Origin of the sequence: Methanobrevibacter sp., assembly GCF_045577275.1 — an archaeon.
GTDB lineage: Archaea > Methanobacteriota > Methanobacteria > Methanobacteriales > Methanobacteriaceae > Methanobrevibacter.
Map to the genome: position 1 here is coordinate 1 of NZ_JAZNIB010000351.1, position 12,623 is coordinate 12,623.

The following is a 12,623-nucleotide window of genomic DNA, read 5'->3' on the forward strand; positions in this document are numbered from 1 at the left end:
TTATAATTATTTTAATAAATTAAACTAATATTTATATTTTATTTTATGATTTAAATCATAATTTATCTTTAAATTATTTTTATTTTTGTGTAATAACTACACAGTAATATATAAATCTTCCGACTTGAGTCTAAGTCATTGCCTTTTATATGTAAATATAATATAATATATTATTGTACACATGGTGAATTTATGCCAAAACATATAGTATCTGGACTAAAATATTTAGAAAGTGTTGAACTTAGAAAAAAAGGTTTGTCCCAAAAGGAGATTTCATCTCAAATTGGTGTAGACAGATCAACCATTTCCCACTATTTGAATGGTAGGAACATTTCTATGGATTCAATTGAACTTGCTAAAGTTATTTTAGAATTAAATCCTAAAGATTTTATATTAATTTCAAAAGTCTTGTTTGATGATTTTGATGAAATCCGTCAAATAATTGAGATTTTTAATATGAATCATTATGAACCACAGATAGATGATGGATGTATTGGTTGTGGATTGTGTGTAGATTTGTGTGTAGTGAAATCTATTAGTTTAGACTCACTTAAAGCAAAAATAAACCCCCGTTATTGTTGTGGCTGTCTTATGTGTGTTGAAGGCTGTCCAACAAATTCTATTAAAATTTTGGAGGTAAAAAATGGTTAACGTTAAAGAAATTGAAGGTAAAAACTTCAATATAAAAAGATCAGCAGAAGAAGACAGAATTTTGTCCTTTAAAGATCACGTTTGTATTGGTTGCGGCCTTTGTGAAGCAACCTGTCCAGTAGAAGCTATTTGTCTCGATGAAGTAGCTCCTATTGAACGTAAATACACAGAAACTTATTTCAGTGGTCATGAAAAGATTGCACAAAATTACGCTCTTTTCAAAAACGACAATGAAGTTAAAGCAAAATTATGCATTGCTGAAGACAAATGTGTTCTCTGTGGTATGTGTAGTGGAGTATGTCCAGCTGGTGCTTTAGAACTCACCATTGGTGGAGTATCCATTAAAGAAAATGAAGCTTATCCAAGTCTCGTCGCTTCAGCTGAAATCGATGAAGACAAATGTTTATTCTGTAAAAAATGTGAAGCAGCTTGTCCAAGAGCTTCCATTACTATCGACAGAACTTTACCTAACAGAGCTGACTTAGTAACTGGTGAAATCGAAGTATGTGAAGATGACTGTATTTACTGTGGTGCTTGTGCTGAATTATGTCCTGCAGAAGCTATTGTAGTAGACAAAACCACCGGTGAAGAAAGCATTGTTATTGACAAAGAAAAATGTGTATACTGTCTCGTATGTAAAAAAGCATGTCCTGTTAACGCTATTAAAGCAGTATGTAGATCCTGTTCCTACGGTGAATATGACCTCGACCCTGCTAAAGCAGCAATTACCGGTAATGCAATTATCGACAAAGAAACTTGTATTAAATGTGGATGGTGTGAAGGAGTCTGTCCTGCAGACGCAGCTACTGTAAAACAAGCATTTAAAGGTACTCTCGAAATCGATGAAGAAAAATGTGGTACCTGTGGTGCATGTATTGATGTATGTCCATGTAATGTATTATCCTTCCCTAAATCATCTGGTCCTGGAGACAGAGGAACTCACTTAGTTAAAGAAGAAGATTACTGTATCCACTGTGGTGCATGTGCTAAAGCATGTCCTAACGGAGCTTTAACCGTAACTAGAACTGACATCGATTACACCCCAACTAGTTCTAAATCTTGGATTGCAGCATTCGAAGCTTTAAAAAATTAATTTGATTGGTGATTATATATGGAACTTAAAGTAGATCAAGATAAATGTTTAGGTTGTGGAGTATGTGTTATCGCATGTCCTGTAAACGCTTCAATCAGCCCAGAAAACGCTGGTGGACATGGTTCCAAAACAACCGAAACTATTATGATGGTTGAAAACGGATTTATTAAATTATTCAGTGTGGACAAATGTGACAAATGTGGTACTTGCCAAATGTTCTGTCCTACTGAAGCTATATGGTTAGAATAGGAGTGATAACATGCATTATGCAAATACTTATTTAGAAAGACCAGTAGTTGGAGATTTAGAAAACGTAGCTCAAGAAGGTACTACCAAAGTACTCAAATGTATGTTAAACACTGGTTCTGACATATATCAAGGAGCTTGTAAGAAAAGAGGTTCTACCTTAAAAGAAGAATATAAAAACGCTTCCGGTACCTGTTACATGGATCCTCGTGACATGGTAAAATTAGGTGTAAAAAACTGGGACACCGTACTTGTAAAAACTGACTATGGTGAAGTTGTATTAAACGCAGCAAAATCCAGAGATGCTCCTCACGAAGGTACCATCTTTGTATGTAAAGGTCCATGGGCTAACACTATTGTAAGCCACGAAACCTACTGTTGTTCAGACCCTACTTACAAAGGTATTATGGCTACCGTTGAAAAAACTGACAGAAAAGTTTTATTAATGGCAGACTTAATGAGATGGGTATACAAAAAATATGTTGATGAAGAAGATGATGATGTTGTAGAAAACATGGAATCATTAGGTGAAAGACCAGTTTATAACGGACGTAAATGGGAGGAGTTGATTGATCATGACATATGAACCACCTGTAACTGATTACGATCACATTGTAGAAAATTGTACTTGTGCATTTTGTGGATGTAACTGTGACGACTTAGACTTCTTAGTCAAAGACGGTCACGTAGTTGCTGTAAGACACGCATGCAGATTAGGTGCAAGTAAAGTAATGGAAGATATGGACCAAAGATTACTTGTACCAATGGTAAGAAACGAAGAAGGAGTTCTTGAAGAAGTAGACTGGGATACTGCTCTTGACACTGCAGCAAAATACATTGCTGAATCTGTAAGACCTGTATTCTACGGTTGGTCTGAAACTTCTACTGAATGTATGAAAGAAGGTGTAGAATTAGGTGAATATATTGGTGCTGTATTAGATAACCAAGCAACTATCTGTCACGGACCAAGTTTACAAGCTATGCAAAACGCAGGTTACCCTATCCAAACCTTAGGGGAAGTTAAAAACAGAGCTGACGTTATTGCATACTCTGGTAGTAACGCTATGAACTCTCACCCAAGACACTTAGCAAGATATGCAGCATTCCCTAGAGGATATTTCAGACAAAGAGGTAGATTCGACAGAACCGTTATTACTATGGACCCTAAATTTTCAGACACTGCAAAAATGTCTGACAAATGGATTGGATTCGAACAAAACGGAGACTACGGTTTCTACAACGCTTTAAGAGCTGTATTAAAAGGTAAAAAATTACAATCTGAATCTGTTTCCGGTATTCCAGCTGAAGACATCTATGAATTAGCTGCTGAAATGGAAGCTGCAGAATTCGGTGTTCTCTTCTTCGGTTTAGGTTTAACTCACACCTTAGGAAAACAAAGAAACATTGACATTGCGATTAAATTAGTACAAGACTTAAACACCAACAGTAAATGGGGACTTACTCCAATGAGAGGTCACTTTAACGTAAACGGTTTCAACATCTTCATGGCTTACGAAACCGGTTGGGCATTCGGTGTAGACTTCTGTAGAGGATACGGAAGATATATGATGGGTGAAACCAACACTATTGACTTACTCGTAAGAAAAGAACCTGACTGTTTCATGGTAATTGCAGCAGACCCTGGTGCTCACTTCCCTAATGGAGCAAACCAACACTTAGCTGACATTCCAGTTATCCAAATCGATATTCACTGGGGACCATCTACCGAACTCGCTGACGTAGTACTTCCGGGATCATTCATTTCCGTAGAATGTGGAGGTACCAGTTACCGTATGGATGGTGTTCCTATCTGGATGAAAAAAGCTATCGACAAACCTGAAACCTGTCGTGATGACGAATGGATTGTACGTGAATTGAAAGAAAGAGTAATGAAACTCAGAGAAGAACCTAACGTAGCAGAAAAATACGTTCCTAATGAAGGTCTCGCATGTCTCTTAGATAAGTAAGGTGATTTTAATGGAATATATACTTAAAAACGGTATCGTTTACGACCCTGCTAATGAAGTAAACGGAGAAAAAATGGATATCTGCTTCAAAGATGGTAAAATCGTTGAAGATGTATCCGCTGACGCTGAAGTATTAGACGTCACTGATAAAATTGTAATGCCTGCTGGTGTAGACCCTCACGCTCACGTTGCAGGACCAAAATTGGTTGTAGGTAGATTATACAGACCAGAAGACGAAAGAAGAGGAGTAGCTCAAAAAACAAAAGTAACCAGAGCTGAAGCTGGTTTCTCTATCCCAAGTTGTCCTACCACTGGATACAGATACTCAAGAATGGGATACGGTACTGTTTGTGAAGCAGCTATGCCTCCTTTAGAAGCAAAACACACACATGAAGAAATCAACACTATTCCTAACATCGACATTAACCCATTACCATTATTTGGTAACAACTGGTTCGTAATGGAATATGCAAGAGAAAACAGAATCGATGACTTAGCAGCATTTATTGCAGCAATGTTAAGAGTATCTAAAGGATACGGTGTAAAAATCGTAAACCCATGTGGTTCAGAAGCATGGGGTTGGGGTATGAACGTACACGGATACGATGACAAAGCTCCATACTTTGACGTAACCTCCAGAGAAGTTGTAAGAGCTTTAGCAAAAGCTAACGAACAGTTAGGTCTTCCTCACTCTATACACATCCACCCTAATGATTTAGGTCACCCAGGAAACGTACCAACTACTATTGCAACTTTAGACTCTATCAAAGACATTGCAAAATCTACTAAAGCATCTGCTGGAGTAAGAGATCAAACCATTCACTGTACTCACGCACAGTTCCACTCTTACACTGGTAACAGTTGGAAAGATGCAGCATCCGGTGCTGAAGAAGTTGCTGACTTCATCAACAAAAACCCATACGTAACTTGTGACGTAGGTCAAGTAACTTTCGACGAAACCACTACAATGACTGCAGACGCTCCTATGGAATACGACTTGTTCAAGATTTCTGGATTAAAATGGGCTAACAAAGACATTGAATGTGAAACCGCAGCTGGTATCATTCCATGTATTTACTCTCCAAAAACTCCAGTAAGTACCTTACAATGGGCTATTGGTCTTGAATTGTTCTTGCACATTAAAAACCCATGGCAAGTATGTTTAACCACTGACCACCCTAACGCAGGTCCTTTCATCAGATATCCAAAGATCATCTCCTGGTTAATGAGTGCTGAGAAAAGGATGTCTATGATTGACAATGGTGAAGTACACAAATGGGCTTCCAAAAGAACTGGCTTAGCTGGTCTTGACAGAGAATACGACTTCTACGAAATAGCTACTATTTCCAGAGCAGCTCCTGCAAGAATCCACGGATTCCAAGACAGAGGTGCACTCACCCCTGGCTACAACGCAGATATTGCTGTATATGACATTAACCCTAATGACTTTGACCCATCCAAAGATCCTGAAGGTGTCGAAAAAGCATTCAGTAACGCTTACTACACTATCAAAGATGGTCAAATCGTTGTTAAAGATGGTGACATTGTTTCCACTAAACAAAGCCACACCATTTGGACTAACGTCATAGGATACGAAGAAGAAGAAAAACAAATTATCGACAGTATAATGCCATTCTTTACCCAATACTATTCTGTCAAATGGGAAAACTATCAAGTACACGACCACTATGTACCAAACCCAACTAGAGTGGACGTAGAAGCTAAATAAGGAGAGTGTTTATTAATGAAAACTATAACTTTTGATCAAAAGAAAACTTCTTCAATTGCTTTAGAATTTGATGAGTTAATCACTGATAACATTTACTCTTGGACTGAAGAGGACTTTGCAGAATACAAAGTACCTGTAGGTAACTCCAGATTCCCAATCACTGATTACTTTGACATCACTGTTGAAGGAGAAGCAGAATCTCCTGCTGAAGTCAAAATGATTTTAAACGGAGATTGTAACAGAGTAAAATACATCGGTTGTAAAATGAGTGCTGGTGAAGTAGTTGTTAACGGTGATGCAGACCTTCACGTTGGTGCAGAAATGGCTGGCGGATTAGTAACTGTTTACGGTAATGTAGCAGCTCACGCTGGTCGTGAAATGACTGGTGGTAAACTTGAAATTTTCGGTGACACCAAAGAATTCTGTGGTGCTTCATACATTGGTGAATGGAGAGGTATGTCCGGTGGAGAAATCATTATCCACGGAAATGCTGGTAAACAATGTGGTGAATGTTTAGTCGGTGGTAAAATCCACGTTTTAGGTGACTGTGATATTCTCGCAGGTATCCACATGACCAAAGGTACCATTGAAATTGACGGTAACGTAAACCGTTGGCCTGGTGGACAAATGAAAAACGGTAACATCGTAATTCACGGAAAAGTCGGAAGATTACTCGAAGGTTTCGTAGAACAAGGAATCGTAACCGATCCTGAATTAGATGGTATTGTTTACCCTGGTAGATACATCGAATACAAAGGGGACATTGCTTTAAACGGTAAAGGTACCTTAATTATCGATGCTGAGAAAAACAGAGACAGATTATCTACTTGGATTGAAGAAGACGACGAATATAACGCAATTAGAGAATACAGAGCTCAATAAGCTCTTTCTCTTTTTCTTATATTTTTCTTCTTTTTTTTATTTTTTTATTTTTTTACTTATTTCAAAATTCAAATTTTTTAAACTTCTAAATCATAATTTAATCAATTGGGACTTGTTATTTGAAGTCAATGATTTTGATTTAATTTAATTATTTTCTTAATTGATTAAATTATCATTTATTGATATTAATATTAGAATTATTAATCATATCTTTAATTTAAATGGTATTGTGTATCAAAGGTGTAAATATGGTCAAAGAGATAGTGATGGACCCAGATGATATTATAGAATATGTAAGAAATAATGTGAAAGTAGATGACATTTTTGAATTGTCATACAACAGAGTTTTTGCTCCAGGTACTGTACTTGGACTTACTCCAGAAGATGAGGAAACCGGTGAAGGTTTGATCCTTTCCCTTCAGCTCAATGGTGAATTGTTGAATCAAGCTGTAGATATTGATTTGCATAAGGTTAAGGATGAAATCATTGAGTTCCGTCATATGCCTGGTGGAGATGAAGACAAACTCATCATTGTTGAAGCTACATTATAGCTTCAATCTTTTCATTTTCATTATAATTTTTTTTATAGGCCATCTATTAGTTTGAATAAATACAAATAATTTTATATATTAGAAACATTATATTATAACATAATTATTAAAATCTTTTAAAAAATTTAATAAATAAAAGAAATAAAAATTAATAATTAAATATTTGATATAAATATAGTCGAAATAAAAATATTTAAATTAATCTCTATGGGGGTTTAAAAATGGTCGATAAGGAATTAACAATGACTTCTGATGAAGTTCTCGATTACATTAAAAATAATTTTAAAGAATTTGATAAGGTTGATATTGCATACAACCGTGTCTCTGCTAAAGGAGATGTCTTAGGTGTGGATCTTTCTGACTTTAGAGGAAAGCCAAGTTGCAGAGTGATGATAGCTTTAGATGGTGAAATCATTTCTGACACTATTGAAGTTGACTTTGAAGAGTATAAAGAGGATATTATTGAATTGCATCATTATCCAAAGGATGAATCTAAGGAATCTGTTTATATTGAAGTAATTTAATCCTTTTAATCCTTTTAATCCTTTTAATTCTTTTTTATTTATCCTTTTTATTTTTCCTTTTTTTCTTTTTATTTTTTATATTTTCTATATTTTTAACTAATTTTTGAATTTTTACTCTTCCAACAATATAATGTTTTTAGGGTCTACTTTTAAATAATCTGGAACCTCAAATTCATGTTCATGGATTTGCTTGTCACGTTTCCACCATAAACCGTTTGCCAATGTAATTTCCCATTCGAATGGCATTTCTATTTTTGATGAGTTTTCAGTATCAAATGAATTTAGATCATCTTTTTGAGCGGGAGAGAAATCGTGTGCCCTTATTCCAATATGGCTTGTAGTAGGTGGAATCTCTTTTGATGTTTCAAGCTCAAGTCCCCAATCCAAGGATTTGACATGATGATCGTCTATAATCTCTATTTTTGAAATGTTCTTACATCCTGTAAGTCTTGCAACCTGAACCTTTTTAGGGTTTTCAAACACTTCATGAGTGTTGCCTTTTGCTATGACTTTGCCTTGGTCCAATATGATGAGCTCATCACAAAACTGGAATGCCTCATCACGATTGTGGGTAACCAAAATTGAAAATCCATCAAAATCTCTTAGTGAATTTACAAGTTCGAGACGTAACTGTTCCTTCAAGAAAGTGTCCATTGCACTGAATGGTTCATCCAATAATATGACGTCTGGACCGTAAGCCATTATACGGGCTAAGGCAACCCTTTGCTGTTGGCCTCCAGACAATTGTCGAGGATATCTTTTTTCCAGTCCTTCCAAGTGAAAACGTTTGATTATTTCAGGTAGGCTATTCTTATCCTCATTTTTAGATAATCCGATGGCAACGTTTTCCTCAACGGTCATGTTGGGAAACAATGCATAGTTTTGAAACAGGTAACCTACATTTCTTTTTTGAGGTTTTAGGTTAATCTTTTTCTCAGAATCAAAATAAGTGGTTTCTTTATCTGTGGTTAAACTTACGACACCAGTATCAGGATTTACAATACCTGCAATGGATTTCAATGTCATACTTTTACCGCAACCGGAAGGACCGAGAATACCTAAACAACCTTTTTCCAATTCAAAATCAACATCCAGATTAAATTCCTTAAGTTTCTTTTGAATATTTACCTTTAATTTTTTATTGCTCATAATCCTTCCTCGAAAACTAAAAATAGAATAATTAATTATTAATCATAATTTAATCACAAAATATTTTAATCGTGTCTCCATTGCTTTTCCTTTCTCAAAGTAACATAATCCATAATGAAAATCACTATGAATGCTATGAAGACAATGACTATTACATAGTTGAAAGCTGCTCCCATATTACCTGCAGCCACTTCTGAATAAACTGCTATAGGGAGTGTTCTGGTTTGTCCTGCAATATTTCCTGCAAGCATTGCTGTTGCACCGAATTCTCCTAAACCACGTGCATAAGCAAGAATTCCTCCACTGAGTATTCCGGGCAATGCGTTTGCAAATGAAACTTTCCAGAAGATATTCCACTCTGACATGCCTAATGTACGGCCTGCATCCAATAGGTTGGAATCGACCTGTTCAAATGCTCCTCTGGCAGAACGATACATTAAAGGAAAAGACATAACTACTGCTGCAATGACAGTTGCAGGCCATGAAAAAGCTATTTTATATGCAAAGAATTCTATAAAAAAGCTACCTATAGGTCCTCTGACACCAAAGATCCATAATAAAAAGAAACCCACTACAGTAGGTGGCAATACGAGAGGCAATGTGAATACGCCGTCAAGTAAAATTTTTGCTGTGTCGTTTTTCATCTTAACAAGACCCCAAGCAACTATCAAACCTAGGAAAAAGGTTATGAAAATGGATAGGCTTGCGGTTTTCATTGAGATGAAAATTGGGGACCAATCTGTCATGTCTGTTTCTCCTTAATTAATATTAAATTATTCATATTGATAATATATATAAATATCTCATTAAGTACTATAAAATTATTTACATAAATAATTTAATATTAAATAATTCTATCTTAAAAAATATTCATCTAAATAATTTTTTCTTTAAAAAAAGCATTTTTAAAATGATTATTCATATGAATAATGCAAATCATTTTTTTTCAAATTATTGCTTATTCACATGAATGATTCATAATAACTTATTCATGAATTGTAAATCCATACTCAACGAATTTGTCTTGAGCTTCTTGGGTTTGCAAGAAGTCAACGAATTTTTGTGCAGCATCTGCATCGTTTGCATCTTGGATTACAGCTACTGGATAAATAACTGGGGTTTCTAATGCATCATCCGGAGCTTCACAAATGACTTTTACATCATCGGTGGATTTAGCATCGGTAGCATATACAATACCGCAGTCAGCAGATCCTTGAGCTACTTGGTTTAATACAGCAGTTACATCAGTACCTAAAGATAATTTGGATTCAACTGCATCCCAAATACCGAGGTTGGTCAATGCTTCTTTAGCGTATTGACCTGCAGGTACGGATTCAGGGTCGCCGATTGCGATGGTGCCTTCCACATCTTTTAAATCTTCAAATGAAGTGATGTTAGCATCAGAATCAGCAGGGACGATTAAGACAACTTTGTTTTCTAAAGATTCTACAATAGTGTCATTGTCGATTAAACCTTCATCAGCTAAAGCATCCATTTGTTTGGTAGCTGCAGACATGAATACGTCTGTTTCCAATCCGTTTTCAATTTGGGTTTGCAAATCTCCACTTGAAGCGTAGGTAGGAGTTACTTTTACACCAGGATATTTTTCTTCAAACATAGGAATTAATTCATCATCATAAACATTTTTTAAACTAGCCGCTGCAGCTAAATTAACTTCTTGTCCATTTAAATCAGGTTCGCCGCCGAGGAAGTCTAAAAATCCTGCAGCACAGGAACCTACACTAATAATTGCGATTAATGCTAAAACAGCAATAATTAATATTCTATTAGATTTCATTTTTACTCTCCTTTTTTGATTTTATAAATAGCATTATCAGACATTAAACAATAACCAATATTATTAAAAAGAAAGTTTCGAATAAGTTAATCTTGCACATCAACTAAAATCTAGTGGTGTGATCCTTGTTCTAATATTTGTCTATGTCTCTTCTAAATGAAGAGAATAAAATTAAGCATTAAAAAAATAATTGATTATATGGATAATTTTTAATAAATAACCAATTTTCATTCAATTAAAGTTTTCCTCATTCGTTCCCTTTCTTAAATTAGAATTTAATTGTCATGATATACTATTATTTAATATTTTACTGATATATAAATATTTTCATATCGATTACAATTTATATTTATCTTGTTTTCTCAGATTTTTAAAAAATTAGGATTTTTATTTTTTATTAAAATGAGTTTGGTAAAATAAATTCATATCATTAATGTTTTTTTATTAAAAATGTTTATGGATTTAAGTTAAAAAAAGTTTAAAAAAGTTTAAAAAAGTTTAAAATATGAAATCAAATTTATAAAAATTATTGTTCATAAATTAGTTTCATATCTTCAATAGGTAAAATTGTTTCAACCGCTTTTGCCTCAATAGCTATTCCCTTTTCCTTGATTGCAGCTATTGAATTTAGGCCACTTCCTGTTACAATTCCAAAGTTATAGTTGTCCACTTTTGCATTGTAGACCAATTCTCTTGGTTTACCTACTTTAAAGATAGGTATTCCATTTTCATTAATTTTATCCAAGATCTCTTCACATTCAGGTCTTGCAATGTATGGCACTTCCTTAATGGAAGCGAGTATTTTCTTTGGATTTCCCCTTTTTGCTATTTGGGTAAGGTTCTTGAAGATGAATATCTTATGTGGATCGATTGATGAACCGTTGTAGGAAATCATTTCTACAAATAGCGGCGGCTTTCCAAGTTCCAATAATCCTCCATATCTTGGGGTGCTCATTATGCCATTTTTGATTAGGATTCCATCAATGGACAAGCTGCAGACTGTAGCTATTCCCACTTTATTCTCATCAGTTGGATGTTCCACTATATCAAAATGAGGATTCATATATTTTGGAAGGCTTTTATATGTCTTTTTCATGATGCTTAATGCATCATCCAAATCAGACTTATTCAAGTAAGATATGTTCGCCACAATATTTCCAGTATTGTTTTCAAGATTATAATCCACCTGATTCATTCTATTCAATGATTTGGTAAGTATGAATGGGGTTTTCTTATAGTCTATCCTTTTGGCAGGCTTTATTTTATGTTTTGAGGATTCCAGCTCTTTTAGCTTATTATAGTCAATGAATTCTTCACCAGTCTTTATGTCAACCTTATAATCCCTTTCCTGTGCTGCACAGAATGGGGTGATTCCTCCGATGATTGAGATTCCAACCATTCCTTCAGGCACAGGAATTCCTAATATGTTTTCGCTGATTTCTCCTATCTCAAGAACTCCGCCGATTCCTACCTTTTCAAGTTTTTGGATGATTTCCTTTGCCTTTTCAACACTGTTTCCAGGAATGATTCTAAAGTTTGCAGGAATTGCTCCAGTTCCATGTTCCACAACATCCAAAACAGAAGTCATATCCTTAGCGATGAATGCATCTAAAGGAGTGATTGATGTTTTCTTATAGGAGATAAGCTCTGAAAATTTTGTAGGGCAGTAATCCTCTATTTCAACAAGCCCTCCGTATTGTGGGATTGAAGGTATTCCATTCTTTAGGAACACACCATCTATTGTTGTACCACAGATTGTTTTCATCACATATCCTTTTTTGCCGTTGATTTCTGTTTTTTTGGCGTTGATTAATGGACTTACACAAACCCCTGCAGCAAAGACTTCCTTTATTATGTCAAAGGCCTTGTTGTCAAGGATGTTTGAGGTGTTCACGATTACGTTTCCTTCTTTCTTATTGTAGTCAAAATTAGTCAGATATATTCTTTCCTCGAATTTTGAAAATGTGAAGTCAACCTGATCGTAAATCAATCCTTTTTCCAATTTGCTTTTTCCAAGTTCGGTTATTACTCTA

The 12,623-nt window shown here is 35.1% G+C and carries 13 protein-coding genes; 9 read left to right on the forward strand and 4 right to left on the reverse strand.

Annotated features, from left to right (window positions below):
- Positions 1 to 192: 192 nt before the first annotated feature.
- From ACKI67_RS10125 to ACKI67_RS10165, 9 genes are all read left to right on the forward strand, one after another.
- The gene (locus tag ACKI67_RS10125; protein WP_407463414.1) at positions 193 to 651 is read left to right on the forward strand and encodes a helix-turn-helix domain-containing protein; all 459 of its coding nucleotides are present in this window, start codon (positions 193 to 195) and stop codon (positions 649 to 651) included.
- Positions 644 to 1,744: a tungsten-dependent formylmethanofuran dehydrogenase subunit FwdF gene (gene fwdF / locus ACKI67_RS10130; protein ID WP_407463415.1), complete on the forward strand. Its 1,101-nt coding sequence runs from the start codon at positions 644 to 646 to the stop codon at positions 1,742 to 1,744. The genes ACKI67_RS10125 and fwdF overlap by 8 nt, the downstream gene beginning before the upstream one ends.
- Before the next feature lie 18 nt (positions 1,745 to 1,762).
- On the forward strand, positions 1,763 to 1,993 hold the full coding sequence (locus tag ACKI67_RS10135; RefSeq protein WP_012955149.1) for a 4Fe-4S binding protein: 231 nt from the start codon (positions 1,763 to 1,765) through the stop codon (positions 1,991 to 1,993).
- Positions 1,994 to 2,003: 10 nt separating this feature from the next.
- A complete protein-coding gene (locus ACKI67_RS10140; RefSeq protein ID WP_407413812.1) occupies positions 2,004 to 2,576 on the forward strand; it encodes a molybdopterin dinucleotide binding domain-containing protein in 573 nt (190 codons plus the stop codon).
- Positions 2,566 to 3,957, forward strand: a complete 1,392-nt coding sequence (locus tag ACKI67_RS10145; RefSeq protein ID WP_407463416.1) for a formylmethanofuran dehydrogenase subunit B — start codon at positions 2,566 to 2,568, stop codon at positions 3,955 to 3,957. Before ACKI67_RS10140 ends, ACKI67_RS10145 begins: the two co-directional genes overlap by 11 nt.
- A 10-nt stretch (positions 3,958 to 3,967) precedes the next feature.
- Entirely contained in the window at positions 3,968 to 5,686 is a 1,719-nt protein-coding gene (locus ACKI67_RS10150) for a formylmethanofuran dehydrogenase subunit A (RefSeq protein ID WP_407463417.1), read from the forward strand.
- 15 nt (positions 5,687 to 5,701) lie between these two features.
- Entirely contained in the window at positions 5,702 to 6,568 is an 867-nt protein-coding gene (locus ACKI67_RS10155; RefSeq protein ID WP_407415190.1) for a formylmethanofuran dehydrogenase subunit C, read from the forward strand.
- Between the two features lie 248 nt (positions 6,569 to 6,816).
- Positions 6,817 to 7,119, forward strand: a complete 303-nt coding sequence (locus ACKI67_RS10160) for a DUF2097 domain-containing protein (protein WP_407463418.1) — start codon at positions 6,817 to 6,819, stop codon at positions 7,117 to 7,119.
- Between the two features lie 221 nt (positions 7,120 to 7,340).
- Positions 7,341 to 7,643, forward strand: coding sequence for a DUF2097 domain-containing protein (locus tag ACKI67_RS10165; protein ID WP_292776287.1), 303 nt, complete (start codon positions 7,341 to 7,343; stop codon positions 7,641 to 7,643).
- Positions 7,644 to 7,754: 111 nt separating this feature from the next.
- On the opposite strand, the gene ACKI67_RS10170 is transcribed toward ACKI67_RS10165, so the two are convergent.
- From ACKI67_RS10170 to ACKI67_RS10185, 4 genes are all read right to left on the reverse strand, one after another.
- Positions 7,755 to 8,792, reverse strand: a complete 1,038-nt coding sequence (locus ACKI67_RS10170; RefSeq protein WP_407463419.1) for a sulfate/molybdate ABC transporter ATP-binding protein — start codon at positions 8,790 to 8,792, stop codon at positions 7,755 to 7,757.
- 65 nt (positions 8,793 to 8,857) lie between these two features.
- Positions 8,858 to 9,538 carry a molybdate ABC transporter permease subunit gene (gene modB / locus ACKI67_RS10175; protein ID WP_407463420.1) on the reverse strand — a complete coding sequence of 227 codons (681 nt, stop codon included), beginning with the start codon at positions 9,536 to 9,538 and terminating at the stop codon, positions 8,858 to 8,860.
- A 239-nt stretch (positions 9,539 to 9,777) separates the two neighbouring features.
- Complete coding sequence (gene modA / locus ACKI67_RS10180) at positions 9,778 to 10,590, reverse strand: molybdate ABC transporter substrate-binding protein (RefSeq protein WP_407463421.1); 813 nt, start codon at positions 10,588 to 10,590, stop codon at positions 9,778 to 9,780.
- 526 nt (positions 10,591 to 11,116) lie between these two features.
- Positions 11,117 to 12,623 (reverse strand): NrpR regulatory domain-containing protein (locus ACKI67_RS10185; protein ID WP_407463422.1); only part of this gene is annotated, 1,507 nt, incomplete at its 5' end.